This is a genomic window from Pseudomonas citronellolis, from assembly GCF_001586155.1.
Taxonomy (GTDB): domain Bacteria; phylum Pseudomonadota; class Gammaproteobacteria; order Pseudomonadales; family Pseudomonadaceae; genus Pseudomonas; species Pseudomonas citronellolis.
This window is the reverse complement of sequence record NZ_CP014158.1, coordinates 2,742,777-2,768,681: the sequence shown is the minus strand read 5'-3', so window position 1 is coordinate 2,768,681 and position 25,905 is coordinate 2,742,777. Positions and strand designations below refer to the sequence as shown.

The window sequence follows — 25,905 nt, the reverse complement described above, 5'->3', positions numbered from 1 at the left end:
TGGCATGAACTACCGCCCACTCGGCAACAGCGACCTCAAGGTCAGCGTCATCGGCCTCGGCAGCATGACCTGGGGCCACCAGAACAGCGAGGCCGACGCCCACCGCCAGCTCGACTACGCGCTCTCACGCGGGGTCAACCTGGTGGACGCCGCCGAGATGTACCCCACCCCGTCCCGGGCCGACACCTGGGGCGACACCGAGCGCTTCATCGGCACTTGGCTTTCGCGCAGCAAACGCCGCCAGGACATCGTCCTGACCAGCAAGATCGTCGGCCCGCCGCGCCAGAGCGGACACATGCAGCACATCCGCGGCGGCGCCACGCGCTTCGACCCGGCCACCCTGCGCAGCGCCCTGGACGGCAGCCTCGACCGCCTGCAGACCGACTACCTGGACCTCTACCAGCTGCACTGGCCCAGCCGCAGCACGAACTTCTTCGGCACCCGCGACTACCCCTGGGTGGACGATGAGCAGAGCGACGACATCGGCGAAACCCTCGCCGCCCTGGCCGAACTGGTGAAGTCCGGGCGGGTGCGCCACATCGGCCTGTCCAACGAAACGCCCTGGGGCGTGGCCGAGTTCCTCAAACAGTCCGAGCGCCTGGGCCTGCCGCGCATCCTCAGCGTGCAGAACCCCTACAGCCTGCTCAACCGCCAGTACGAAACGGGACTTGCGGAGTTCAGCCACCGCGAGCGCATCGGCTTGCTGGCCTATTCGCCGCTGGCCTTCGGCGTACTCAGCGGCAAATACCTGGACGGCGCCCAGCCGGCCGGCGCGCGCCTGAGTGCCGGCTCCGCCTACGGCCGCTTCGCCCGCTACGCCAGCGCCGAGGCGCAGCAAGCCACCCGCGCCTACGTCGAGCTGGCCCGCGAGCTGGGCCTGGCGCCGGCGCAACTGGCCCTGGCCTTCGTCATCGCCAAGCCCTTCGTGGCCAGCGCGCTGAACGGCGCCACCAGCCTGGAGCAACTGGCGCAGAACCTCGACGCCGCCGAGCTGCAGCTGACGCCGGAGGCGCTCGCCGCCATCGACGCCATCCACGCGCGCCTGCCGAACCCGGCGCCCTGAGAGGAGAACGCCCATGGCCGGTCCGTCGACCGCACTGCCCCGCCTGCTGCCCGCGCCGTCGCGGCGCCGCCAGCTGCCCGCCTTCCTCGGCGCGGCCCTGGCCCGCCCGGGCCTGACGCTGGCCGGGGTGTTCCTGGCGCTGCTGGTGCTCGCCAGCCTGGCGCCGACCTGGCTGGCGGCCACCGACCCGCTGCTGGCCAGCGCCCGCCACGCCTTCCAGGCGCCCAGCGCGGCGCACTGGCTGGGCACCGACGAGAACGGCCGCGACGTGCTCGCACGCCTGGTGCACGGCGCCCGGCCGTCGCTGCTGATGGGCCTGGCGGCCACCGCCATCGGCCTGCTCGGCGGCATCGCCGTGGGCCTGGCCGCCGGGCTCGGGCCGCGCTGGCTGGACGCCGCGGCCATGCGCGGCATCGACGTGCTGCTGGCCTTCCCGGAACTGCTGCTGGCCCTGGTCATCATCACCTTCTGGGGCCAGGGGCTGGTCAACGCCATGCTCGCCGTGGGCATCGCCGGCATCCCGCGCTACGCCCGCCTGGTGCGGGCCCAGGCCAAGGTGGTGCGCGGCGCCGCCTACGTCGAGGCGGCGGTCACCCTGGGCCTGTCGCGGCCGGCGGTGATCTGGCGCCACCTGCTGCCCAACGCCATCCGACCGGTGCTGATCCTGGCCACCCTGGGCATTGGCGCCAACATCGCCGCCGGCGCCTCGCTGAGCTTCCTCGGCTTCGGCGCGCCGCCGCCGGCGCCCGAATGGGGCTCGATGCTCTCGGTCGGCCGCAACTTCCTCTCCAACGCCTGGTGGCTGGTCGCGGCACCGGGCACGGCGGTGACCCTCACCGTGGTCGCCGTGACCGTGCTCGGCCGCGCCCTGCTGCGCTACAGCGAGGGCAAACGCCCATGACCACCCTGATCAACCCGTTCCGCCCGCTGCTGGAAGTGGCCGACCTCGACGTCGCCTTCGGCCGCGCCCAGCCGGTACTGCAGCAGGTGTCCTTCAGCCTCTTCCCCGGCGAATGCCTGGCCCTGGTCGGCGAGTCCGGCTCGGGCAAGAGCGTCACCTCGCGCACCCTGGCCGGGCTCACCGGCGCCGGCGCGCAGATCCGCGCGCGGCGCCTGGCCTTCGACGGCCAGGACCTGCTGAACCTAGGCGGCCGCCAGTGGCGCGAGCTGCGCGGCTCGCGCATCGGCTTCGTGATGCAGGACGCCCTCGGCTCGCTCGACCCGCTGCGCCAGGTGGGCCGCGAGATCGACGAGCCGCTGCGCCTGCATACGTCCCTGGACCGCGAGCGGCGCCAGCAGAAGGTGCTCGACCTGCTACGCGCGGTGGGCGTGCCCGAGGCCGAGCTGCGCGCCCGCCAGTACCCGCACCAGCTCTCCGGCGGGCTGCGCCAGCGCGCGCTGATCGCCTCGGCCATCGCCTGCGACCCCGACCTGCTGATCGCCGACGAACCCACCACGGCGCTGGACGCCACCGTCCAGGCGCAGGTCCTCGACCTGCTGGAAAGCCTGCGCCAGCGCAACCGCGCCATGCTGGTGGTGAGCCACGACCTGGCGGTGGTGGCGCGCCTGGCGCACCGCGTGGCGGTGATGCAGCACGGCGTGATAGTCGAGGAAGGCCCGGTCGACCAGGTGCTGGAAGACCCGCGCCACCCCTACACCCGCTCGCTGCTGCGCGCCGCCTCCGCGGTGCACCTCAGCCATGCGCCGCAGCCCGCCGCCAGCGAGCCGCCGCCGGCCAGCCTCGGCACCCAGCCGGTGGTGCTGGAGGCGCGGCAGTTGGCCAAGCACTTCCGCGGCCCGAACGGCGCGGCGCAGCAGGCGGTGGCCAACGCCTCCTTCACCCTGCGCGCCGGTGAGACCCTGGGCATCGTCGGCGAATCCGGCTCGGGCAAGACCACCCTCACCCGCATGATCCTCGGCCTGGAGCGCCCCGACAGCGGCGAGGTGTACCTGCGCGGCCAGGCCTGGAGCGCCCTCGACGCCCTCGCCCAGCGCCGCGAGAGGCGCCGCATCCAAGTGGTGTTCCAGGACCCGCTGGCCTCCTTCGACCCGCGCTACAGCGTGGCCCGCGTCCTCGACGAGGCCCTGGCCCGGGCCGGCGGCAGCCGCGCCGAGCGCCAGCAGCGGGCGCGCGAACTGCTGGAACTGGTGCGCCTGCCGGCGGGCATGCTGCAGCGCCGGCCCATCGAGCTGTCCGGCGGCCAGCGCCAGCGCATCGCCATCGCCCGCGCCCTGGCGGCGCAGCCGGAAATCCTGGTGTGCGACGAGCCGGTGTCGGCGCTGGACGTCTCGGTGCAGGCGCAGATCCTCGACCTGCTGGCCGACCTCAAGCAGCGCCTGGGCCTGGCCTGCCTGTTCATCTCCCACGACCTGGGCGTGGTGCGCCACGTCAGCGACCGCGTGCTGGTGATGAAGGACGGCCACATCGTCGAGAGCGGCCCGGTGCGCGAGGTCTTCGCCCGCCCGCAGCACGACTACACCCGCGCCCTGCTGGGCGCCATCCCCCACCTGCCGCAACCCCGGGAGCGCCGCATCCGTGTCGAAGCCATTGCACGTTAACCTGTTCGAGATGAACTGCGTCAGCCACATCGTCCACGGCCTCTGGGCCCACCCGGAAAACCAGCGGCACCGCTTCAACGACATCGACTACTGGACGGAACTGGCGCAACTGCTGGAGCACGGCACCTTCGACGGCGTCTTCCTGGCCGACGTGGTGGGCGTCTACGACCGCTTCCGCGGCAGCCCCGAGACGGCCCTGCGCGAAGCCGTGCAGGTGCCCAGCAACGACCCGCTGCTGGTCATCCCGGCGATGGCCGCGGTGACCCGCAACCTGGGCTTCGGCGCCACCTTCTCCACCACCTACGAGCCGCCCTTCGCCTTCGCCCGGCGCATGAGCACCCTCGACCACCTGACCCGCGGCCGCGTCGGCTGGAACATCGTCACCTCCTACCTGCCCAACGCCGCGCGCAACTTCGGCCTGGACGACGAGGTGCCCCACGACCGCCGCTACGAGATCGCCGACGAATACCTGGACGTGCTCTACAAGCTCTGGGAAGGCTCCTGGGACGACGACGCGGTGATCGCCGACCGCCAGCGGCGCATCTACACCGACCCGGCCAAGGTGCGCTACATCGACCACGTCGGCGAGCACTTCAGGGTCGCCGGGCCGCACCTCTGCCAGCCCTCGCGGCAGCGCACCCCGGTGCTGTTCCAGGCCACCGGCTCGCCGGCCGGCACCGAGTTCGCCGGACGCCACGCCGAAGTGGTGTTCACCGGCGGCCCCACCCCGGCAGCGGTGCGCCGCAACATCGCCCACATGCGCGAACGCGCCCGCGCCCACGGGCGCGATCCGGCGGGTATCAAGTTCATCGTCCAGGCAGCGGTGATCGTCGGCCGCAACGACCTGGAAGTGCAGGCCAAGCTGGAAGACTACCGGCGCCTGCAGAGCCTCGACGGCGCCCTGGCGCACATGCAGTCGGGCGTCGACCTGGCCGCCTTCCCGGCGCACACGCCGCTGGCCGAGCTGCCCGGCGGCGGGCCCTGGGCGGCGCTGCTGGCCAGCGACCCGCAGGCCACCGTGGGCCAGCTGGTGAAGCGCCTGGGCGGCTTCGACGAGGGCCGCTTCTTCGTCGCCGGCACGCCGAAGGTGGTGGCCGACGAGATCGAGAAATGGCTCGACGAGGACGGTATCGACGGCATCAACCTGCGCCAGTTCCTCACCCCGCACACAGCGCGCGACTTCATCGAACTGGTGGTGCCCGAGCTGCGCCGCCGCGGGCGCTTCCGCGAGGCCTACAACGGCGAGACCCTGCGCGAACGGCTGTTCGGCGCCGGCCACGCGCGCCTGCCCGCCGACCACCATGGTGCCCGCTACCGCGACCCGGCGGCCCTGCGCCAGGCCAGCGCGCCGCTGCGCTTCGCCCAGGCGCCAGCCTGATCCCTTTCCAGAGATGGACCTGAAGATGCCCACATCCGCCGCAACCGCCCTGCCCCCCGCAACCCTCGACCTGGCCGAGCTGCGCCGCCGCGCCGTGCCGCGCCTGGCCGCCATCGCCGAGGGCGCCGCCGAACGCGAGCGCCTGCGCCAGCTGCCCCACGAACAGGTGCGCGCCCTGGCCGCCGACCGCCTGCTGTGCTTCCGTATCCCCGCCGAATACGGCGGCGGCGGCGCCAGCGTGCGCGACACCGTGCAGTTCGTCATCGACCTGGCCGCGGTGGACTCCAACGTCGCCCAGTCGCTGCGCCCCAGCTTCGCCTTCATCGAGGGCCTGCTCGCCCGCGGCGACCAGGCCGAGCAGCAGCGCTGGTTCCCGCGCTTCCTCGCCGGCGAGGTGTTCGGCAACGCCGGCTGGGAGGTCGGCGGCGCCAACGGCGCGGTGAGCGCGCGCCTGCGCCGCGACGGCGAGGCCTTCCGCGCCAGCGGCAGCAAGTTCTACAGCACCGGCTCGCTGTACGCCGACTGGGTCAGCGCGGTGGCCCTGGACGAGGACGACAGGCCGGTGTCCTTCGTGGTCCCGCGCGACCGCGAGGGCCTGGAACTGCTGGACGACTTCGACGCCATGGGCCAGCGCCTCACCGCCAGCGGCACCACGCGCCTGAACGACCTGCTGGTGCAGCCGGGGGAAATCCGCCCGCGGGTGGTGGAGGAAGGCCAGCGCTCCATCGTCACACCCTTCCTGCAGCTGTTCCTCGGCGCGGTGGAGGCCGGCATCGCCCGCAACGCCCTGACCGACGCCGTGGCCTTCGCCCGCGACCACGCCCGGCCGATCAAGCACAGCAGCGCGCAACGCTCGGTGGACGACCCCTACGTGGAATTCGCCGTGGGCGAGATTTCCGCCCGCGCCCTGGCTGCCGAGGCGGTGATCCTGCGCGCCGCCGAGCGCCTCGACGAAGCCTGGGCGGCGGGCCTCGACCACGACGCGGTGAACCTCGCCGCCGTGGAAGTGGCCCAGGCCCAGTACATCGCCGTGGAATCGGCGCTCAAGGCCGCCGAACTGCTGTTCGACGTCGGCGGCGCCTCCACCACCGGCCGCCAGCACAACCTCGACCGCCACTGGCGCAACGCCCGCACCCTGGCCAACCACAACCCGCGCCACTGGAAGGCCGCGGTGGTCGGCGCCTGGCGCCTGAAGGGCAGCGAGCCGCCGACCTCGGGGCTGTTCTGATGGGCGCAGCCATGCGCCCCCTGTTCCCCGCTACCGACGCCCCGGCGCGCGGCGGCCGCCTGGTGCCGATGATCACCGGCGCCGCGCTGTTCATGGAGCTGCTGGACAGCACCGCGGTGCTCACCGCGCTACCGCAGATGGCCGCCGACTTCGGCGAGGCCGCGGTGCGCATGAACCTGGTGGTGTCGCTGTACCTGCTGGCGGTGGCGCTGTTCGTGCCGGTCAGCGGCTGGGTGGCCGACCGCTTCGGCCCGCGCCGGGTGCTGCTGGCGGCCATCGGCCTGTTCATGCTCGCCTCGCTGGCCTGCGCGGCCTCCACCTCGCTGCTGCAGCTGTCCCTGGCGCGCCTGGCCCAGGGCGCCGCCGGGGCGCTGATGGCGCCGGTGGGCCAGGTGCTGCTGTTGCGCTGGTCGACGCCCGACACCCTGCTGCGCAACATGGCCGCGCTGGCCATCCCGGCGCTGGTCGGGCCGCTGCTCGGCCCGCCGCTGGGCGGGCTGCTGGTGGACCTGCTGTCGTGGCACTGGATCTTCCTGGTCAACCTGCCCATAGGCGCACTGGGCATCGTCCTGATCCTGCGCTTCATCCCGGACTTCCCGGGCGATCCGCAGCGGCGCCTGGACCGCCGCGGCTTCCTGCTCAGCGGCTGCGCCCTGGCGGCGCTGGTGTTCGGCTTCGAGGCCCTGGGCCACCGCCTGCTGCCGCTGCCGGCGGTGGCCGCGCTGCTGGCCGCCGGCACCTGCGCCGCGCTGGCCTACTGGCGCCATGCCCGGCGCCACGCAGCGCCGCTGATCGACCTCGGCCTGCTGCGCATCCCCACCTTCGCCACAGCGATCTGGGGTGGCAACCTGTTCCGCCTGGGCAGCGCCGCGCAGCCGTTCCTGATGGTGCTGATGCTGCAGCTGGGCTTCGGCCTGGGGGCGCTGGACGCCGGGCTGCTGACCCTCGCCGGCGGCGCCGGCGCGCTGAGCGTGAAGTTCCTCTCGGTGCGCATCGTCCAGCGCCTGGGTTTCCGCCGCACCCTGGTCGGCAACGCGCTGCTCTGCGCCCTGTCCATCGTCGGCTGCGCCCTACTGCGCGCCGACACACCCCTGTGGCTGCTGCTGGGGCTGCTGTACCTGAGCGGCCTGCTGCGCTCGCTGCAGTTCAGCACCCTGGGCGCCCTGACCTTCTGCGAGGTGCCGCGCGAGCTGGCCAGCCGCGCCAGCAGCCTGTCGGCGATGTCCATGCAACTGGCCATGAGCCTGGCGGTGGGCCTGGCCGCCAGCCTGCTGGGGCTGGTCATGCACGCCCAGGGCCATGCCCAGCCGCAGGTCGCCGACCTGTCCCTGGCGATGCTCGCCGGGGCTGTGCTGTGCGCCGCCTCGGCGCTGTCGTTCCGTCGCCTGGGCGAGACCGCCGGAGCCTCCATCAGCGGCCACGCCAGGCCCTCGCTCGCCGATAACCCATGACCCAAGGAGACCGCCCATGGCTGAGCCCATTCCCGCGCTGATCCACGCCGTTCGCTTCACCCCGCAAAGCAACGCCTCGCGGGTCTTCGGGGAGGACGGCACGGCCTTCCCGGTGACCCGCTACCTGCTGCCCCTGACCCATGCCTGAAGGACCCTACCCGCCATGAGCCACACCCCGGACGACACCGCCGGCGAACGCCAGGCCCACGCCTGGAACATCCGTTACCTGCCGGAGGCGCCAGTACCTTTCGTCATCCACTTCGTCAGCCAGTACCGCTGGGCCTACCTGGCGATCCTGCTGCTGCAGATCACCGCGGTGGTCTGCACCGTGCTGATCCCCTGGAGCCTGGGCCAGGTCACCCGCCTGGTGAACGCCAGCAGCACGCCCGAGGCGCTGTTCTGGCCGGTGGCCGGCTTCGCCGTGCTGGTGGCCCTGGAGGTGGTCTTCACCCGCAGCGCCAACACCATCAACATCCGCGTGCTGCCGCGCCAGCGGGCGCGCGTCACCCACACCGTCTACGCCTACCTGCAGCAGCACTCGCACCGCTTCGTCAGCAACGAGTTCGCCGGCGCCCTGGCGCACAAGGTCTCGGAAGTCGCCATGGGGGTGAACCAGACCATGAACATCCTGCTCTTCGACCTGATCCCGCTGCTGGTCACCCTGAGCCTGGCGAGCCTGGTGCTGGCCAGCGCCTCGGGCCTGCTGGCGGCGTTCATGCTGGGCTGGTCGGTGCTGTTCATCGGCATCTCCTTCCTGCTCGCCCGGCGCAGCCACCCGCTGGCGCAGCAGTACTCCGCGGCGCGCAGCATCAGCACCGGCAAGGTGGTGGACGCGGTGACCAACCTGAGCAACGTGCGCCTGTTCGCCCGGCATTCCCACGAGCTGGACTACCTGTCCGGCTACCTGGACCGCGAACTGGCGGCGGCCGGCCGCTCGCTGGGCTACATGGAGAAGATCCGCTGGTTCCAGAACAGCTGCGGCATGGCCCTGAAGATCGGCATGCTGCTGCTCACCCTGTGGCTGTGGCGCAGCGGCGCCATCAGCATCGCTGCCTTCGTCATGGCCACCAGCATGGCGCTGCTGATCATCAACGACGTGGCCAGCCTGTCGCGGCGCTTCCTGGAGCTGTTCGAGGCCACCGGCAACATCGCCAACGGCGTGCGTACCCTGATCCGCCCCCACGAGGTGGTCGACCGCCCCGACGCCCGCCGCCTGGAAGTGCGCCAGGGCAACGTCGAGTTCCGCGGCGTGCGCTTCGGCTACCACCCCGGCCAGCCGATCTTCGAGCAGCTCGACCTGCGCATCCCGGCCGGCCAGCGCGTCGGCCTGGTGGGCTTCTCCGGCTCCGGCAAGTCCACCCTGCTCAACCTGCTGCTGCGCCTGTACGACGTCGACGGCGGCCAGGTGCTGATCGACGGCCAGGACATCCGCGAGGTGACGCAGCACTCGCTGCACCGGCAGATCGGCCTGATCCCCCAGGAGCCGGGGCTGTTCCACCGCAGCATCCGCGAGAACATCCACTACGGGCGCCTGGAGGCCAACGCCGAGGAACTGGCCGCGGCCATCCACGGCGCCGGCGCCAGCGCCTTCATCGAACGCATGGAGCACGGCTACGATTCCCTGGTGGGCGAGCGCGGCGTCAAGCTGTCCGGCGGCCAGCGGCAGCGCATCGCCATCGCCCGGGTGCTGCTGAAGAACGCGCCCATCCTGGTGATGGACGAGGCCACTTCCAGCCTGGATTCCATCACCGAGCGCTTCATCCAGGACCAGCTGGACAGCATCATGCAGGGCAAGACCGTGATCGTGGTGGCCCACCGCCTGTCGACGGTGGCGCACCTTGACCGCATCATCGTCTTCGACAAGGGCCGCGTGGTCGAGGACGGCAGCCACCAGGAGCTGCTGAAGAAGCGCGGCCAGTACTACCGCCTGTGGAGCCGGCAGTCCGACGGGCTGTTCCAGGAAGAGGCCGAGGCGGTCTGAATTTCCCAACCGGAGAGCGACATGAACTACCGAACCCTGGGCCGCTCCGGCCTGCAGGTCTCCCCCCTGGCGCTGGGCAGCATGATGTTCGGCGGCCAGACCGATGCCGCCGCCTCGCGGCGCATCATCGACCAGGCGCTGGAACGCGGGATCAACTTCATCGACACCGCCGACGTTTACAACGACGGGCGCTCGGAGGAAATCGTCGGCCAGGCCATCGCCGCGCGCCGCGACGACTGGGTGCTGGCCTCCAAGGTCGGCATGGGCCCGGCGGACGCCTGGCCGAACCGCCGCGGCCTGGGCCGCAAGCACATCGCCGCGGCCCTGGATGCCAGCCTTAAGCGCCTGGGCACCGACTACCTGGACCTCTACTACCTGCACCGCGAGGACCCGCAGACGCCGCTGGAGGAGACGGTCGCGGCCATCGGCGACGCCATCGCCCAAGGCAAGGTGCGCCACTGGGGGCTGTCCAACTACCGCGGCTGGCGCATCGCCGAGGTGGTCCACGTGGCCGAGCGCCTGGGCGTGCCCCGGCCCATCGCCAGCCAGCCGCTGTACAACCTGGTGAACCGCCAGGCCGAGACCGAGCAGTTCACCGCCGCCGAATTCCACGGCCTGGGCGTGGTGCCCTACAGCCCGCTGGCCCGCGGCGTGCTCAGCGGCAAGTACCTGCCGGGCGTGGAGCCGGCCGCCGACAGCCGCGCCGGGCGCCAGGACAAGCGCATCCTGGAGACCGAATGGCGCGCGGAGTCCCTGGAGATCGCGCAGAAGCTGAAGGCCCACGCCGAGGCCCGTGGCGTCGGCGTGGTGCAATTCTCCATCGCCTGGGTGCTGAACAACGCCCTGGTCAGCGCGGCCCTCGTCGGCCCGCGCACCGAGGAGCAATGGCAGGACTACCTGAAGGCGCTGGACGTGCGCCTGGACGCCGAGGACGAAGCCTTCGTCGACGCCCTGGTCACCCCCGGCCACGCCTCCACGCCGGGCTACAACGACCCGACCCACTTCGTCCCCGGCCGCCGCCCGCGCGGGGCATGACGGGACGCCAGCGGCGCCGAAGTGCTTTTCGTAGGATGGGTTGAGCTTGCGAAACCCATGCGGTTGCGGTGATGGGTATCGCTTCGCTCAACCCATCCTACGGGTGCGTCTTTCCTTGTGTAGGATTTATCCGCGATTGCAGGGAGCGCTACAGGCGTTTCCCGGTTGTGCCGGTGCATTGGGCTGACTCCGCCCCTCTCCCTAACCCTCTCCCTGAAGGGAGAGGGGACCGTTCGGCAGAGCTGGGTAGTCTGGAGTTAGCCGGACACGCCGGTGGTTTCCGGCTGAAGCCATGCTTTCCGCTGGCACAGACAAGCCCCCTCTCCCTTCAGGGAGAGGGCTGGGGAGAGGGTGCTCTTGGTCCTAGCACCGAAGCCACGGGAAGCCCCGTTCGCGAGCAAGCTCGCTCCTACGAAAAGCTGTGCTCGCCCGTCCTCCTCCACCCAGTTCAGATCGACAGCCGCACGATACGGCTGGCCAACGGCGCCGGCGTGCGGCGCTTGTTCACCACCAGTTCGCCGGCGGCGATCAGCCGGGCCCTGACGATGTTGCGGCTGAGCCCCAGCAGGTCGGAGGTGTGCACCTGGTTGGCATGGCAGAACTGGTAAGCCTCGCGCACCAGCAGGCTTTCCACCTGCCCATGCACGTCGCCGCCGCGCTCGCGGAACAGGCGCAGGAAGGCGCGTTCCAGCTGCGCCTCCAGCGGCTCGTCGGCGCCGGCCGCGCCCTCCAGGCGTTCCGGGCGCAGCCCCGGCAGGCGCAGGTCGTCGGCCTCGATGCGGCCGCCCTGGCAGACCAGCAGGGTGTGGTGGATGACGTTCTCCAGCTCGCGGATGTTGCCCGGCCAGTCGTACGCCGCCAGCTTGCGCGCCGCCGCGTCGCTCAGGTCGACCGCCTCGAAGCCGAGCTTGCGCCCGTAGGTGCCGATGAAGTGCCGCACCAGCGGCAGGATGTCGCCGCGCCGTTCGCGCAGCGCAGGCAGTTGCAGGGTGACGACGTTGAGGCGGTAGTACAGATCCTCGCGGAAGTGCCCGGCGTTGATCGCCTTCTCCAGTTGCACGTTGGTGGCCGCCAGCACCCGCACGTCGATCGGGATGCCCTTGCGTGAGCCCAGGCGCACCACTTCGCGCTCCTGCAGCACGCGCAGCAGCTTGACCTGGATGGGCATCGGCAAATCGCCGATCTCGTCGAGGAACAGGGTGCCGCCGTTGGCCGCCTCGAACCAGCCAGCCTTGGCACTGAGAGCGCCGGTGAAGGCGCCCTTCTCGTGGCCGAACAGCTCGGCCTCCACCAGGGATTCGGAGAAGGCCCCGCAGTTCACCGCGACGAAGGGCCGGTCGCGCCGGCCGCTCAAATTGTGGATGTGACGTGCGACCAGCTCCTTCCCCGTGCCGGTCTCGCCGATGATCAGGACGCTGGCCTCGCTGGGGGCGACCTGTTGCAAATGGGAGAGAAGCGCCTGCGATTTCGGGTCTTCGAAGACCTGTGCGGTTGCCCGGATCGAGGTGGCCAGTGTCGGGTTGGGTGGGAGGGTCAGCAGTTGCATGGGCTTCCTTACGAGTAGAACGTGGGCGAAGGTCGCTGCCGGTTGAGCGCCCAGGCGCCGAGCTCCTGGACGCGGTAATCGAGGGGGTCGTGCAGGCTCTGGGTGCGCAGGTTGCGCCAGTGCCGGTCCAGCCGCAGCGCGGCGTGGGTGGCACGGGCGCCGGTGACTTCGAACAGGCGGCTACAGAGTTCCAGGCCCACGCGGGTGGCGGCGACCTTGGCGGTGCCGATGGCAATGGCCAGCTCCGCGCGCTCCTCGGCGCCCAGGCGCTGCTCCTTGCGCCAGGCCGCGTCGAACTGCGCGGCGGCGCGCTCCACCAGCAGGCGCACGCCTTCCAGGCCGACCCAGAAGTCGCCGTAGTGGCGCAGCACGTACGGGTCCTCGCTGATGCTCTCGGCGCTGGAGCGGAACCAGGGCCGCGCCTCCTTGAGGGTGTAGCCGCGGAATTCCTCGAAGGCGCCTTCGGCGATGCCGAGGAACATGTGGGCGAAGATCAGCTGCGCCAGCAGCGGGCGCAGGCAGGCGAAGGGCGTGCTCAGCGGGCCCGGGTCCAGCAGCAGCTCGGAGCGCTCCACGCGCACCCGCTCGAAGGTCACGCTGCCGCTGTCGGTCTGCCGCTGGCCCATGTTGTCCCAGTCGTCGTGCACGCCGATGCCGCTGCGGCCGCTGGGCAGCGCGGCGATCAGCAGCTTGCCGCCGGCGCTTTCGTCCACCGCCGAGGCGATCAGCATCTCCGAGTCGTTGGCGCCGGAACAGAAGCTCTTCTTGCCGGAGAACTCGCACCAGCCGTCGAACCACTTCACCTGGGTGCGGGTGTCCAGCGGGTTCAGGGCATTGCCCCAGAACCAGTTCTTGCGCGCGGTCAGCTCGAACCACGGCTGCCACTGCTCCGGGCGCGAGAACAGGCGCACGGTGGCCAGCATCAGGTGGTGGAAGCCGAACACGTGGGCCACGGAACTGTCGGCCCGGGCGAACTCGCGGACCACCTCCAGGGTCAGCGACCAGTCCGCGCCATGGCCGCCGAAGGCGCCGGGAATGCTCAGGGCCAGCAGGCCGCTGTGGCGGATGGCGTCGCGCTCGGCCTTGGGCGTGCCGCCGCGCTCGTCGCGTTCGGCGGCGTTCTCGGCAAAACCGGCGGCCAGCTGGCGGGCGATCTGCAAAGGGTTGAGGATGCGGCTTTGCTGGTTGGCGCTCACACGGGATCCCTCGTCGGTCGGGGCGGCCTTCAGGCGGGCGCCGCCCCGGCAATGAACCTTCGGCCGCGGCCGCCATGGGCCCGGCCGGCGAAATTGAACTGCACGCAGGGCCGAGCAATAACCATTCCAGCGGCCGCCGGGCCGGTTTGCGCGGCCTGGCGCGGGCGGCTTGTTGTTATCTGAGCAACAACTGTTGATTCGCTGTTGCCCCGGCGCTTCCGCCGATCGGCAACCCCTGGCGCCGCGCCTGCACACCAGCTAAACCCGCTAATAGGGAAGACGCCGGGCCAGGGCGCAGGTCGGTTTCAGGATGCGCCGGGTCGCTTGGGTGCAAACCCCGGGCGAGCAGGATGGCAAGCTTGCAGGATGCCCCCGGACCGGTGCGTCAAGACACCCGGCCGGCGGCAGGGAGGGCGACCGGGTGACCACGCCGCCGTGACGTGGACGGTACGCCGCAGCCGAAGACACCGGAGGTTTGCCGCCAAGGCAGGCCGGTCCGCGATGCCGAGGTACGCTGTATGCCTGATGAGACGCTTCACCTGCCCCTGATCCACGACGTGCTGGCACGCGAGAAGGACACCCCCGGCGCCCTGCTGCCGATCCTCCACGCCATCCAGGACGGCTGCGGGTACGTTCCCGACCTCGCCGTCGCGGAAATCGCCCATGCCCTCAACCTCAGCCAGGCCGAGGTGCGCGGGGTGATCAGCTTCTACCACGACTTCCGCACCGCGCCGCCGGCGCGCCATACCCTGCGCCTGTGCCGCGCCGAGTCCTGCCAGAGCATGGGCGCCGAGCGCCTGGCCGCGCAGCTGCGCGAGCAGCTGGCGCTGGACGACCACGGCACCAGCGCCGACGGCAACATCAGCCTGCGCCCGGTGTACTGCCTGGGCGCCTGCGCCTGCTCGCCGGCCCTGGAGCTGGACGGCCGGCTGCACGCGCGGCTCACCGCCGAGCGCCTGCGCGAGCTGGTCAACGGCTGCCTGGAGGATGGCGCATGCTGAAGCTCTTCCTCCCCCGCGACTCCGTCGCCCGCGCCGTGGGCGCGGAACAAGTGGCCGCCGCCCTGGCCCGCGAGGCCGAGCGCCGGCAACTGCCGCTGGAACTGCGCCGCACCAGCTCCCGCGGCCTCTACTGGCTGGAACCGCTGCTGGAGGTGGAAGACGCCGACGGCCGCCGCCTGGGCTTCGGCCCGCTCAGCGAGCAGGACGTGCCCGCCCTGCTCGACGCCCTGGCCGCCGACGCCACCCCTCACCCGCTGGCCCTGGGGCCGGTGGAGGACATCCCCTACCTGAAGAGCCAGCAGCGCCTGCTGTTCGCCCGCGCCGGCATCACCCGGCCGCTGTCCCTGGAGGACTACCGCGCCCACGGCGGCTTCGAGGGCCTGGCGCGGGCCATCGCCCTGGACGGCGCCGAGGTGGTCGCCGCGGTGCTCGACTCCGGCCTGCGCGGCCGCGGCGGCGCGGCCTTCCCCGCCGGCATCAAGTGGCGCACCGTGCGCGAGGCCCCGGCCACGCCGAAATACGTGGTGTGCAACGCCGACGAAGGCGACTCCGGCACCTTCGCCGACCGCATGCTGATGGAGGGCGACCCCTTCCTGCTGGTCGAGGGCATGGCCATCGCCGGCCTCGCCGTGGGCGCCAGCCTGGGCTACATCTACGTGCGCTCGGAATACCCGGACGCCATCGACACCCTGGAGCAGGCCCTGGCCATCGCTCGCGAGGCCGGCTACCTGGGCGCCGACGTGCTGGGCAGCGGCCGCGCCTTCGACCTGCAGGTGCGGGTGGGCGCCGGCGCCTACATCTGCGGCGAGGAAACCGCCCTGCTCGACTCACTTGAGGGCAAGCGTGGCGTGGTCCGCGCCAAGCCGCCGCTGCCGGCCCTGCAGGGCCTGTTCGGCCAGCCGACGCTGGTGCACAACGTGCTCACCCTGGCCTCGGTGCCGGTGATCCTGGCTCGCGGCGCGCCGTTCTACCGCGACTTCGGCATGGGCCGCTCGCTGGGCACCATGCCCTTCCAGCTGGCCGGCAACGTGCGCCACGGCGGCCTGGTGGAACGCGCCTTCGGCCTGAGCCTGCGCGAGCTGGTGGAAGGCTACGGCGGCGGCACCGCCAGCGGCCGCCCGCTGAAGGCGGCGCAGGTGGGCGGCCCGCTGGGCGCCTGGGTGCCGCCGGCGCAGTTCGACACCCCGCTGGACTACGAGGCCTTCGCCGCCATGGGCGCCATGCTCGGCCACGGCGGCGTGGTGGTGGCCGACGACAGCCTGGACATGGCGCGCATGGCCCGCTTCGCCCTGCAGTTCTGCGCCGAGGAATCCTGCGGCAAGTGCACGCCCTGCCGGCTCGGCTCCACCCGCGGCGTGGAGGTGGTGGACCGGCTGATCGCCGCCACCGACCTCGGCGCCCGCGAGGAACAGGCGCGGCTGCTCGTGGACCTCTGCGACACCCTGCAATACGGCTCGCTCTGCGCCCTGGGCGGAATGACTTCCTACCCGGTGACCAGCGCCCTCAAGCACTTCCCCGCCGACTTCGGTCTGGCGAATACGGAGGCCGACCAGTGATCAACCTCTTCGATCCCTCCACCGACATCGTCGACCTCGGCACCCCGCCCCGCGACAGCGAGGCGCAGGTCAGCCTGAGCATCGACGGCCGCGAGATCAGCGTGCCCGCCAGCACCTCGGTGATGCGCGCCGCCGCGCTGCTGGGCACCAGCATTCCCAGGCTCTGCGCCACCGACAGCCTGGAAGCCTTCGGCTCCTGCCGCATGTGCCTGGTGGAAATCGACGGCATGCGCGGCTACCCCGCCTCCTGCACCACGCCGGTGGCCGAGGGCATGGTGGTGCGCACGCAGACGCCGAAGCTGGCGACGCTGCGGCGCAACGTCATGGAACTGTACATCTCCGACCACCCGCTGGACTGCCTGACCTGCCCGGCCAACGGCAACTGCGAGCTGCAGACCGTGGCCGGCCAGGTGGGCCTGCGCGAGGTGCGCTACGGCTACGCCGGGGCCAACCACCTGAGCGAGGCCAAGGACGTCTCCAACCCCTACTTCGACTACGACCCGAGCAAGTGCATCGTCTGCAACCGCTGCGTGCGCGCCTGCGAGGAAATCCAGGGCACCTTCGCCCTGACCATCGACGGCCGCGGCTTCGACTCACGGGTGGCGGCGGCCGGCGGCGACGACTTCCTCGACTCCGAGTGCGTGTCCTGCGGCGCCTGCGTGCAGGCCTGCCCCACCGCCACGCTGATGGAGAAGAGCGTGGTGCAGCTGGGCCAGCCGGAGCGCAGCGTCGTCACCACCTGCGCCTACTGCGGCGTGGGCTGCTCGTTCCGCGCCGAACTCAAGGGCGAGCAGCTGGTGCGCATGGTCCCGGACCGCAACGGCCAGGCCAACCACGGCCACGCCTGCGTCAAGGGCCGCTTCGCCTGGGGCTACGCCACCCACCCCGAGCGCATCACCAAGCCGATGATCCGCCAGAGCATCAGCGACCCCTGGCAGGAAGTCAGCTGGGAAGAGGCGCTCAACCACGCAGCCGGCGAATTCCGCCGCATCCAGCTCAAGTACGGGCGCGACTCCATCGGCGGCATCACCTCCAGCCGCTGCACCAACGAAGAGACCTACCTGGTGCAGAAGCTGGTGCGCGCCGCCTTCGGCAACAACAACGTCGACACCTGCGCCCGCGTCTGCCACTCGCCCACCGGCTACGGCCTGAAGCAGACCCTCGGCGAATCCGCCGGCACCCAGAGCTTCGACTCGGTGATGCAGGCCGACGTCATCCTGGTGATGGGCGCCAACCCCACCGACGCCCACCCGGTGTTCGGTTCCCAGCTCAAGCGCCGCCTGCGCCAGGGCGCGCGGCTGATCGTCATCGACCCGCGGCGCATCGACCTGGTGGATTCGCCCCACGCCCGCGCCGAGCTGCACCTGCAACTGCGCCCGGGCACCAACGTGGCCATGCTCAACGCCCTGGCCCACGTCATCGTCACCGAGGGCCTGGTCGACCAGCGCTTCGTCGAACAGCGCTGCGAGGCGGCGGACTTCGCCCACTGGCGCGACTTCGTCAGCCAGCCGCAGAACGCCCCCGAAGTGCTCGGCCCGGTGTGCGGCGTGCCCGCCGAACTGATCCGCACCGCCGCGCGGCTCTACGCCACCGGCGGCAACGCGGCCATCTACTACGGCCTGGGCGTCACCGAGCACAGCCAGGGCAGCACCGCGGTGATGGGCATCGCCAACCTGGCAATGGCCACCGGCAACGTCGGCCGCGAGGGCGTGGGGGTGAACCCGCTGCGTGGGCAGAACAACGTCCAGGGCTCCTGCGACATGGGCTCCTTCCCCCACGAGCTGCCCGGCTACCGGCACATCTCCAACGCCGAGGTGCGCAGCCAGTTCGAGCAGGCCTGGGGCGTCACCCTGCAGCCCGACCCGGGCCTGCGCATCCCCAACATGTTCGAGGCGGCCCTGGACGGCAGCTTCAAGGCGCTGTACTGCCAGGGCGAGGACATCGCCCAGAGCGACCCCAACACCCAGCACGTCACCGCCGCCCTGTCGGCCATGGAATGCGTGGTGGTGCAGGACATCTTCCTCAACGAAACCGCCAAGTTCGCCCACGTGTTCCTGCCGGGCAGCTCCTTCCTCGAAAAGGACGGCACCTTCACCAACGCCGAACGGCGCATCTCGCGGGTGCGCAAGGTGATGGAGCCGCTGGGCGGCAAGGCCGACTGGGAGGCGACCATGGCGCTGTCCAACGCCCTGGGCTACCCGATGAACTACCGCCACCCGTCCGAGATCATGGATGAGATCGCCCGCCTGACGCCCACCTTCGCCCGCGTCAGCTACGCCGAGCTGGACCGCCACGGCAGCCTGCAGTGGCCGTGCAACGACGCCGCGCCCGACGGCACCCCGACCATGCACATCGACCAGTTCGTGCGCGGCAAGGGGCGCTTCATGCTCACCGGCTACGTGCCCACCGACGAGAAGGTCAACAACCGCTACCCGCTGCTGCTGACCACCGGACGCATCCTCAGCCAGTACAACGTCGGCGCCCAGACGCGGCGCACCGGCAACGTCGCCTGGCACCCCGAGGACCGCCTGGAGATCCACCCCAGCGACGCCGAGAGCCGCGGCATCGCCGACGGCGACTGGGTCGGAGTGGGCAGCCGCGCCGGGCAGACGGTGCTGCGCGCCAAGGTCAGCGAGCGGGTGGCGCCGGGGGTGGTCTACACCACCTTCCACTTCCCCGAGTCCGGCGCCAACGTGATCACCACCGACAACTCCGACTGGGCCACCAACTGCCCGGAATACAAGGTCACCGCGGTGGAAGTGGTGCGCGTCTTCCAGCCCTCGGAATGGCAGAAGCGCTACCAGGCCTTCAGCGACGAACAGCGCCGCCTGCTGAAGGAACGCCGCCACGCCGAGAAAGCCGAGGTGCGCCGATGAGCATCGACAACCTGGTCAAGATGGCCAACCAGATCGGCCAGTACTTCGCCAGCGAGGCCGACCGCGAACTGGCCGTGCGCGGCGTGCGCCAGCACCTGCAGAGCTTCTGGACGCCGGCCATGCGCCGCGACCTGGCGGCCTGGCTGGCGCAGCACCCGGAGACCGACCTGCACCCGCTGGTGCAGGAAGCGCTGAAGGAGCCGGCGGAGAGCGCCTAGCGGAGACGGCCAGACTACGATACCGCCCCCCGGCCACCGGCCGCAGGAGCCCTGAGCGGCCTGCGCCGCACGGGGGGCGGCGCAGGCGGGTTTCAGCGCAGGGTGTAGCCGTTGTCGACGACCAGGTCCTGGCCGTGGATGCCGCGGGCCTGGTCCGAGAGCATGAAGAGGATCGCATCGGCGACCGCCTCCGCCTCCAGGAAGCGGCCGTCCAGCAGGCGCCCGTTGACGCTGGCGGCGACCTTGCCCAGGGCCTCGTCGTCCAGCCCCAGGGTGCCCCAGATCGGCGTCGCCGTGGGCCCGGGCGATACGACGTTGACGCGGATGCCCTCGCCCGCCAGCTCCACCGCCAGGGTGCGGGCCTGGGCCTTGAGCGCCGACTTCGAGGCAATGTAGGCGGCCAGCCCCGGGAAGCTCACCTGGGACAGGAAGGTGCCGATGAACACCACCGAAGACGGCCGCGCCATCTGCCCGCGCAGGGCGGCCAGGGTGTTCAGCGCGCCGGCGCCGTTGACCGCCCATTGCCGCTGGAACGCCGCCTGGTCCAGGCCGTCGGCCAGTTGCGCGATGCCGGCATTGGGCAGCAGGTAGTCCACCGGCCCCAGTTCCCGGGCCAGGTCCGCCAGGCACTGGAGGTCCTCGGCGCGGGTGACGTCGCCGCTCAACCAGCACAAGTGGCCGCCGGCCTCGTCGAGTTCGGCCGGCGGCACCTCGCGCCGGGCCATGGCCACTACCCGGGTGCCCTCGCGCAACAGCCGCCGGGCCACGGCCAGGCCGATGCCGGAACCGGCGCCGGTGATCACCGCCAGGGGGGACCTGGAATCATTGCTTGGCATGTACATGCTCCTGATGGTCGTCAGTGGGATACGCCTGGCGCGGGGATTCGCGCATCGGCGCCAGGAACCATCACCAACTTCCGTGCCAGGGTAAAACCCTCAGCTTTTCAAGGTGTTGAAGGCCAACGAAGTCATCATGACTCTCCGCACGGCGAGTTCTTTCGACTGCAAACGAGGTACTTAGGACTTGATGGCGAGCCCGAGCGTCCATGTCTTTCCTTCACGCCGGGCATTCTGCAACGTAGCGGCAGAAGGCTATCCTTCAGATAATTCGGAAGGATTCTGCGACGTCGCCTGAGGGGGCGTCCGCCGACCGAACGCTCCGGGGCGCGCACCGCCCCTCGGCAAGGGAGCCGCCGACTTCGCCACCCATTCCAGTTCCGGGAGCCGGTATGCCTTGCCAGCCCTTCGCCAGATTCGTCGTGTCCGCTCGCCGCTGGCTGGGCATCGGCCTGCTCGCGCTTGCAGCCGCGGCCGATGCCACTGAATACCCGCCGCTGCGGGTGATGACCGACTACTGGCCGCCCTTCCGCATCGAAGGCGCCGACGGCCGCATCAGCGGTCTGGACATGGACCTGCTGGCCGAGCTGGAAAAGCGCACCGGCCTGCGCTTCGAAGTGCACCGCGCGCCCTGGGCCCGCGGCCTGGCCGCCCTGCAGAGCGGCGCGGCGGACCTGATGACGGGCCTTGCGCGCACCCCGGAGCGCGAGCAGTACATCGACTACCTGCCGCAGCCCTACTACGCCTGCGCCCCGCGCCTGTACGCCTCGCCGCAGGAGGCGCCGCGCATCGCCCGCTACGACGACCTGCTCGGCCCCACCATCGGCTACGTGCTGGAGTCCGCCTACTTCGAACCCTTCGACTCCGACAAGCGCCTGAAGAAATTCGGCGTGAACAACGAGACGCAACTGCTGCAGATGCTCTCCCTCGGCCGCCTGCAACTGGTGATCGGCACCGACTGCCAGGTGGACTACGAACTGCGCGACCCGCAACTGGCCCGGCAGATCGTGCGCACCCGCTTCCAGCCGGACAGCCGCACCGAGCTTTACCTGGGCTTCTCCCACCAGCGCCCGCTGACGGCCGAGCGCCAACTGATCGAAGGCGCGCTGCGGCAGATGCTCGACGAGGGCTGGGTGCAACGGGCGGCCGCGCGCTATCAGCGCACGGATGGGCAGTAGCGCGCCGGACGGGCGAACGGGCGGAGCGCTGCGCAAAACGCTTACAATGGCGGGTTATTCATCTCATTTTTTGTCGTGGTAAACCCGCATGGAAATAAAGGTTAATTTCTTAGATAACCTTCGGCTCGAAGCCAAGTTCGACGATTTCACCGTGGTGGCCGACCAACCGATCCGCTACAAGGGCGATGGCTCCGCACCGGGTCCGTTCGACTACTTCCTGGCTTCGTCGGCGCTGTGCGCGGCCTACTTCGTCAAGCTGTACTGCCAGACGCGCAACATCCCCACCGACAACATCCGCCTGTCGCAGAACAACATCGTCGACCCGGAGAACCGCTACAAGCAGATCTTCAAGATCCAGGTGGAGCTGCCGGCGGACATCTCGGAAAAGGACCGCCAGGGCATCCTGCGCTCCATCGAGCGCTGCACGGTGAAGAAGGTGGTGCAGACCGGGCCCGAGTTCGTCATCGAGGAAGTGGAAAACCTCGACGCCGACGCCCAGGCGCTGCTGATGCCCAGCGCCGACGCGGATTCGCGCACCTACATACCGGGCAAGGACCTGCCGCTGGAGCAGACCATCGCCAACATGTCGGCGATCCTCGCCGGCCTGGGCATGAAGATCGAGATCGCCTCCTGGCGCAACATCGTGCCCAACGTCTGGTCGCTGCACATCCGCGATGCGCAGTCGCCGATGTGCTTCACCAACGGCAAGGGCGCGACCAAGGAAAGCGCGCTGGCCTCGGCCCTGGGCGAGTTCATCGAGCGGCTGAACTGCAACTTCTTCTACAACGACCAGTTCTGGGGCGAGGACATCGCCAACGCGCCCTTCGTCCACTACCCCGACGAGCGCTGGTTCAAGCCCAGCCGCCAGGACGAACTGCCGGCGGAAATCCTCGACGCCCACTGCCTGGCCATCTACAACCCCGACGGCGAGCTGCGCGGCTCGCACCTGTACGACACCAACTCGGGCAACGTGGCGCGCGGCATCTGCTCGCTGCCGTTCGTGCGCCAGTCCGACGGCAAGGTGGTGTACTTCCCCTCCAACCTGATCGAGAACCTCTACCTGAGCAACGGCATGAGCGCCGGCAACACCCTGGCCGAAGCCCAGGTGCAGTGCCTGTCGGAAATCTTCGAGCGCGCGGTGAAGCGCGAAATCCTCGAAAACGAACTGGCCCTGCCGGACGTGCCGCAAGAGGTGCTGGCCAAGTACCCCGGCATCCTCGCCGGCATCCGCGGCCTGGAGGAACAGGGCTTCCCGGTGCTGGTCAAGGACGCCTCCCTGGGCGGCCGCTTCCCGGTGATGTGCGTGACCCTGATGAACCCGCGCACCGGCGGCGTGTTCGCCTCCTTCGGCGCCCACCCCAGCCTGGAGGTGGCGCTGGAGCGCAGCCTCACCGAACTGCTCCAGGGCCGCAGCTTCGAAGGCCTGAACGACCTGCCGCAACCCACCTTCGAAAGCCAGGCGCTGACCGAGCCGAACAACTTCGTCGAGCACTTCATCGACTCCAGCGGCGTGGTGTCGTGGCGCTTCTTCAGCGCCAGGGCCGACTTCGAATTCGTCGAGTGGGACTTCTCCGGCCGGCGCGGCTCCAGTGAAAGAAAAGAGTCCAACACCGAGGAAGCCGCCACCCTGTTCGGCATCCTCGAAGACCTGGGCAAGGAAGTGTACATGGCGGTGTACGAGCACCTGGGCGCAACGGCCTGCCGCATCCTGGTGCCGGGCTACTCGGAGATCTACCCGGTGGAGGACCTGGTCTGGGACAACACCAACAAGGCGCTGGCCTTCCGCGAGGACATCCTCGACCTGCACCGCCTGGACGACGCCCGCCTCGAAGCGCTGCTGGAGCGCCTGGAAGGCTGTGAGGTGGACGACTACACCGACATCACCACCCTGATCGGCGTGGAGTTCGACGACAACACGGTCTGGGGCCAACTGACCATTCTCGAACTGAAACTGCTGATCAACCTCGCCCTGCGGCGCTTCGAAGAGGCCAAGGAACTGGCGGAAGCCTTCCTCCAGTACAACGACAACACCGTCGAGCGCGGCCTGTTCTACCAGGCCCTGAACGTGGTGCTGGAGGTAGTGCTGGACGACGAACTGGAGATCGCCGACTACGAGGCCAACTTCCGCCGCATGTTCGGCGACGAGCGGATGGACGCGGCGCTGGGCTCGGTGGACGGCAGCGTGCGCTTCCACGGCCTGACGCCGACCAGCATGAAACTGGAAGGGCTGGACAGGCACCTGCGGCTGATCGACAGCTACAAGAAACTGCATGCGGCGCGGGCCAGGCTGCAGCCTGCGCAGGACAGCGCCGCCGACGCGGGAGGCGGCCTCAAGCCGCGGCGCGTGGCGATTCGCAAGCGCTGATGATGGGACTGCGCCGAGGGGCTCTTCGTAGGATGGGTTGAGCTTGCGATCCCCATGGGATCCCGGTGATGGGTATCGCTGCGCTCAACCCATCCTACGGGTGCGGTGTCGGGCGCCCCGGCGGCACGGCCGACGGTCCGGAAGTATCAGGACAACTCCAGATTTCCCGGCGACTCGGGACGGCCCCCTCTCCCGCTTGCGGGAGAGGGCTGGGGAGAGGGCGCTCTTCGTAGGAGCGAGCACCAGACCCAGCCGGTCAATACCTCCGATGGCGAAAACCCTCCGGCGCCGAACATTGACCGAGGTCAATCCTTCTCCGGCCGACGCCATTAGATTCCACAACATCTTGTTGTCTTGAAAATTCAAAACACATCATGTTGTGGAATCCAGTCCAATGACTCAGCCCCGGAACGCCCCTCTCTCCACCCGCCTGCGCAAGCGCAATGGCGCCGCCGCCCCCTTCGACCCGAGCAAGATCGAACGCGCCATCGCCGCCGCCGGCGAAGCCAGCGGCGAGTTCAGCGCCGCCCATGCCCAGGCGCTGACGCGCCGCGTGCTGTCGCGCCTGCCGGAGGGCGAGCTGGACGTGGAGCAGGTGCAGGACGTGGTCGAGCGCATCCTCATGGAGGCCGGCCACTACCCCACCGCGCGGGCCTACATCGTCTACCGCGAGCGCCACGGCCGCCTGCGCCGCGAGCGCAAGACGCTGGTGGACGTCGCCGCCTCGATGAACGAATACCTCTCGCGGGAAGACTGGCGGGTGCGCGCCAACGCCAACCAGGGCTATTCCCTGGGCGGGCTGATCCTCAACGTCTCCGGCAAGGTCACCGCCAACTACTGGCTGGACGAGGTCTACGACGAAGCCATCGCCGCCGCCCACCGCGAAGCCGACCTGCACATCCACGACCTCGACATGCTCGCCGGCTACTGCGCCGGCTGGTCGCTGCGCACCCTGCTCAACGAAGGCCTCAACGGCGTGCCGGGGCGCGTCGAGGCCGGGCCGCCGAAGCACCTGTCCAGCGCCCTCGGGCAGATGGTGAACTTCCTCGGCACCCTGCAGAACGAGTGGGCCGGCGCCCAGGCGTTCAGCTCCTTCGACACCTACCTCGCGCCCTACGTGCGCAAGGACGGCCTCGGCTACGACGCGGTGCGCCAGGCCATCCAGGAATTCATCTACAACCTCAACGTGCCGTCGCGCTGGGGCACCCAGACGCCCTTCACCAACCTGACCTTCGACTGGGTCTGCCCGGAGGACCTGCGCGAGCAGATTCCCTACGTCGGCGGCGAGGAAATGCCCTTCGCCTACGGCGAGCTGCAGGCGGAGATGGACCTGATCAACCGCGCCTACATCGAGGTGATGCAGGCCGGCGACGCCCACGGCCGGGTGTTCACCTTCCCCATCCCCACCTACAACATCACCCACGACTTCCCCTGGCACAGCGACAACGCCACGCGCCTGTTCGAGATGACCGCGCGCTACGGCCTGCCGTACTTCCAGAACTTCCTCAACTCGGACATGCAGCCCAACCAGGTGCGCTCCATGTGCTGCCGCCTGCAGCTGGACGTGCGCGAGCTGCTCAAGCGCGGCAACGGGCTGTTCGGCTCGGCGGAGCAGACCGGCTCCCTCGGCGTGGTGACGCTCAACTGCGCGCGCCTGGGCTACCGCCACCGCGGCGACCTCGCCGGGCTCTACCGCCAGCTGGACTACCTGCTGGGACTGGCCTTCGACAGCCTGGAGGTGAAGCGCAAGGTCATCCAGCAGCACATGGACGCCGGGCTCTACCCCTACACCAAGCGCTACCTGGGCACCCTGCGCAACCACTTCTCCACCATCGGCGTGAACGGCCTGCACGAGATGGTGCGCAACTTCACCGGCGACCGCGAAGGCCTGCACAGCGAGGCCGGCCGGCAGATGGCGCTGGAGCTGCTGGACCACGTGCGGGCGCGCCTGGTGGGCTTCCAGGAAGACAGCGGCCACCTCTACAACCTGGAGGCGACGCCCGCCGAGGGCACCACCTACCGCTTCGCCCGCGAGGATCGCAAGCGCCACCCGGACATCCTCCAGGCCGGCACGCCGGAGGCGCCCTACTACACCAACTCCTCGCAGCTGCCGGTGGGCCTCACCGACGACCCGTTCGAGGCGCTGGAACTGCAGGACGCCCTGCAATGCAAGTACACCGGCGGCACCGTGCTGCACCTGTACATGGCCGAGCGCATCTCCAGCGCAGAGGCCTGCAAGACCCTGGTGCGCAACGCCCTCGGGCGCTTCCGCCTGCCCTATCTCACCGTCACGCCGACCTTCTCCATCTGCCCGGTGCACGGCTACCTCGCCGGCGAACACGAGTTCTGCCCGAAGTGCGACGAAGCCCTGCTGCAACAACGCGCCGCCAGTTGCTGCGGCAGCTGCGGCGGCTGAGCCGGCGACACCCCGCTTTACC

At 70.2% G+C, this 25,905-nt stretch carries 19 protein-coding genes; 16 read left to right on the top strand and 3 right to left on the bottom strand.

What is annotated here, in order from left to right:
- Positions 1 to 4: 4 nt before the first annotated feature.
- The 9 genes from PcP3B5_RS12280 to PcP3B5_RS12245 are packed head-to-tail and all read left to right on the top strand — an operon-like array spanning position 5 to position 10,695.
- The gene (locus tag PcP3B5_RS12280; RefSeq protein WP_061561383.1) at positions 5 to 1,063 is read left to right on the top strand and encodes an NADP(H)-dependent aldo-keto reductase; all 1,059 of its coding nucleotides are present in this window, start codon (positions 5 to 7) and stop codon (positions 1,061 to 1,063) included.
- A 13-nt stretch (positions 1,064 to 1,076) separates the two neighbouring features.
- On the top strand, positions 1,077 to 1,964 hold the full coding sequence (locus PcP3B5_RS12275) for an ABC transporter permease (protein ID WP_145923890.1): 888 nt from the start codon (positions 1,077 to 1,079) through the stop codon (positions 1,962 to 1,964).
- Entirely contained in the window at positions 1,961 to 3,622 is a 1,662-nt protein-coding gene (locus PcP3B5_RS12270) for a dipeptide ABC transporter ATP-binding protein (protein ID WP_061561382.1), read from the top strand. The genes PcP3B5_RS12275 and PcP3B5_RS12270 overlap by 4 nt, the downstream gene beginning before the upstream one ends.
- Positions 3,600 to 5,000, top strand: a complete 1,401-nt coding sequence (locus tag PcP3B5_RS12265; RefSeq protein WP_203228546.1) for an LLM class flavin-dependent oxidoreductase — start codon at positions 3,600 to 3,602, stop codon at positions 4,998 to 5,000. The genes PcP3B5_RS12270 and PcP3B5_RS12265 overlap by 23 nt, the downstream gene beginning before the upstream one ends.
- A gap of 25 nt (positions 5,001 to 5,025) precedes the next feature.
- Entirely contained in the window at positions 5,026 to 6,228 is a 1,203-nt protein-coding gene (locus tag PcP3B5_RS12260; RefSeq protein ID WP_061563242.1) for an acyl-CoA dehydrogenase family protein, read from the top strand.
- 11 nt (positions 6,229 to 6,239) lie between these two features.
- Positions 6,240 to 7,679: an MFS transporter gene (locus tag PcP3B5_RS12255; RefSeq protein ID WP_061563241.1), complete on the top strand. Its 1,440-nt coding sequence runs from the start codon at positions 6,240 to 6,242 to the stop codon at positions 7,677 to 7,679.
- A 16-nt stretch (positions 7,680 to 7,695) separates the two neighbouring features.
- On the top strand, positions 7,696 to 7,827 hold the full coding sequence (locus tag PcP3B5_RS32320; protein ID WP_256204820.1) for a hypothetical protein: 132 nt from the start codon (positions 7,696 to 7,698) through the stop codon (positions 7,825 to 7,827).
- 15 nt (positions 7,828 to 7,842) lie between these two features.
- Complete coding sequence (locus tag PcP3B5_RS12250; protein ID WP_061561380.1) at positions 7,843 to 9,660, top strand: ABC transporter ATP-binding protein; 1,818 nt, start codon at positions 7,843 to 7,845, stop codon at positions 9,658 to 9,660.
- A gap of 21 nt (positions 9,661 to 9,681) precedes the next feature.
- Complete coding sequence (locus PcP3B5_RS12245; protein ID WP_061561379.1) at positions 9,682 to 10,695, top strand: aldo/keto reductase; 1,014 nt, start codon at positions 9,682 to 9,684, stop codon at positions 10,693 to 10,695.
- Between the two features lie 448 nt (positions 10,696 to 11,143).
- Here the strand turns inward: PcP3B5_RS12245 and PcP3B5_RS12240 are convergent, their stop codons facing one another.
- Positions 11,144 to 12,241 (bottom strand): sigma-54 interaction domain-containing protein, encoded by a 1,098-nt coding sequence (locus PcP3B5_RS12240; protein ID WP_061561378.1) that lies wholly within the window; start codon positions 12,239 to 12,241, stop codon positions 11,144 to 11,146.
- Positions 12,242 to 12,249: 8 nt separating this feature from the next.
- Positions 12,250 to 13,437, bottom strand: a complete 1,188-nt coding sequence (locus tag PcP3B5_RS12235) for an acyl-CoA dehydrogenase family protein (RefSeq protein WP_061561377.1) — start codon at positions 13,435 to 13,437, stop codon at positions 12,250 to 12,252.
- A gap of 518 nt (positions 13,438 to 13,955) precedes the next feature.
- Between PcP3B5_RS12235 and PcP3B5_RS12230 the strand changes: the two genes are divergently transcribed.
- From PcP3B5_RS12230 to PcP3B5_RS12215, 4 genes are read left to right on the top strand one after another with little or no spacing between them, the layout of a single operon-like run.
- A complete protein-coding gene (locus PcP3B5_RS12230; protein ID WP_009619595.1) occupies positions 13,956 to 14,438 on the top strand; it encodes a formate dehydrogenase subunit gamma in 483 nt (160 codons plus the stop codon).
- The gene (locus PcP3B5_RS12225; RefSeq protein WP_061561376.1) at positions 14,432 to 15,994 is read left to right on the top strand and encodes an NADH-ubiquinone oxidoreductase-F iron-sulfur binding region domain-containing protein; all 1,563 of its coding nucleotides are present in this window, start codon (positions 14,432 to 14,434) and stop codon (positions 15,992 to 15,994) included. The genes PcP3B5_RS12230 and PcP3B5_RS12225 overlap by 7 nt, the downstream gene beginning before the upstream one ends.
- Positions 15,991 to 18,870, top strand: a complete 2,880-nt coding sequence (gene fdhF / locus PcP3B5_RS12220) for a formate dehydrogenase subunit alpha (RefSeq protein ID WP_061561375.1) — start codon at positions 15,991 to 15,993, stop codon at positions 18,868 to 18,870. Before PcP3B5_RS12225 ends, fdhF begins: the two co-directional genes overlap by 4 nt.
- Entirely contained in the window at positions 18,867 to 19,088 is a 222-nt protein-coding gene (locus PcP3B5_RS12215) for a formate dehydrogenase subunit delta (RefSeq protein WP_061561374.1), read from the top strand. The genes fdhF and PcP3B5_RS12215 overlap by 4 nt, the downstream gene beginning before the upstream one ends.
- A 92-nt stretch (positions 19,089 to 19,180) precedes the next feature.
- On the opposite strand, the gene PcP3B5_RS12210 is transcribed toward PcP3B5_RS12215, so the two are convergent.
- Positions 19,181 to 19,924 carry an SDR family NAD(P)-dependent oxidoreductase gene (locus PcP3B5_RS12210; protein ID WP_061561373.1) on the bottom strand — a complete coding sequence of 248 codons (744 nt, stop codon included), beginning with the start codon at positions 19,922 to 19,924 and terminating at the stop codon, positions 19,181 to 19,183.
- 392 nt (positions 19,925 to 20,316) lie between these two features.
- On the opposite strand from PcP3B5_RS12210, the gene PcP3B5_RS12205 reads away from it, so the two are divergent.
- The 3 genes from PcP3B5_RS12205 (at position 20,317) to PcP3B5_RS12195 (ending at position 25,883) form a co-directional block, all read left to right on the top strand.
- Positions 20,317 to 21,102: a substrate-binding periplasmic protein gene (locus tag PcP3B5_RS12205; protein WP_061561372.1), complete on the top strand. Its 786-nt coding sequence runs from the start codon at positions 20,317 to 20,319 to the stop codon at positions 21,100 to 21,102.
- 88 nt (positions 21,103 to 21,190) lie between these two features.
- Positions 21,191 to 23,467 (top strand): OsmC domain/YcaO domain-containing protein, encoded by a 2,277-nt coding sequence (locus PcP3B5_RS12200; RefSeq protein WP_061561371.1) that lies wholly within the window; start codon positions 21,191 to 21,193, stop codon positions 23,465 to 23,467.
- A gap of 394 nt (positions 23,468 to 23,861) precedes the next feature.
- Entirely contained in the window at positions 23,862 to 25,883 is a 2,022-nt protein-coding gene (locus tag PcP3B5_RS12195; protein WP_061561370.1) for a ribonucleoside triphosphate reductase, read from the top strand.
- Positions 25,884 to 25,905: the final 22 nt, after the last annotated feature.

Coding starts and splice junctions, on each gene's coding strand:
- PcP3B5_RS12280 (WP_061561383.1), top strand. CDS start 5: ATGAACTACCGCCCACTCGGCAACAGCGACCTCAAGGTCAGCGTCATC.
- PcP3B5_RS12275 (WP_145923890.1), top strand. CDS start 1,077: ATGGCCGGTCCGTCGACCGCACTGCCCCGCCTGCTGCCCGCGCCGTCG.
- PcP3B5_RS12270 (WP_061561382.1), top strand. CDS start 1,961: ATGACCACCCTGATCAACCCGTTCCGCCCGCTGCTGGAAGTGGCCGAC.
- PcP3B5_RS12260 (WP_061563242.1), top strand. CDS start 5,026: ATGCCCACATCCGCCGCAACCGCCCTGCCCCCCGCAACCCTCGACCTG.
- PcP3B5_RS12255 (WP_061563241.1), top strand. CDS start 6,240: ATGCGCCCCCTGTTCCCCGCTACCGACGCCCCGGCGCGCGGCGGCCGC.
- PcP3B5_RS32320 (WP_256204820.1), top strand. CDS start 7,696: ATGGCTGAGCCCATTCCCGCGCTGATCCACGCCGTTCGCTTCACCCCG.
- PcP3B5_RS12250 (WP_061561380.1), top strand. CDS start 7,843: ATGAGCCACACCCCGGACGACACCGCCGGCGAACGCCAGGCCCACGCC.
- PcP3B5_RS12245 (WP_061561379.1), top strand. CDS start 9,682: ATGAACTACCGAACCCTGGGCCGCTCCGGCCTGCAGGTCTCCCCCCTG.
- PcP3B5_RS12240 (WP_061561378.1), bottom strand. CDS start 12,241: ATGCAACTGCTGACCCTCCCACCCAACCCGACACTGGCCACCTCGATC.
- PcP3B5_RS12230 (WP_009619595.1), top strand. CDS start 13,956: ATGCCTGATGAGACGCTTCACCTGCCCCTGATCCACGACGTGCTGGCA.
- PcP3B5_RS12225 (WP_061561376.1), top strand. CDS start 14,432: ATGCTGAAGCTCTTCCTCCCCCGCGACTCCGTCGCCCGCGCCGTGGGC.
- PcP3B5_RS12215 (WP_061561374.1), top strand. CDS start 18,867: ATGAGCATCGACAACCTGGTCAAGATGGCCAACCAGATCGGCCAGTAC.
- PcP3B5_RS12210 (WP_061561373.1), bottom strand. CDS start 19,924: ATGCCAAGCAATGATTCCAGGTCCCCCCTGGCGGTGATCACCGGCGCC.
- PcP3B5_RS12205 (WP_061561372.1), top strand. CDS start 20,317: ATGCCTTGCCAGCCCTTCGCCAGATTCGTCGTGTCCGCTCGCCGCTGG.
- PcP3B5_RS12200 (WP_061561371.1), top strand. CDS start 21,191: ATGGAAATAAAGGTTAATTTCTTAGATAACCTTCGGCTCGAAGCCAAG.
- PcP3B5_RS12195 (WP_061561370.1), top strand. CDS start 23,862: ATGACTCAGCCCCGGAACGCCCCTCTCTCCACCCGCCTGCGCAAGCGC.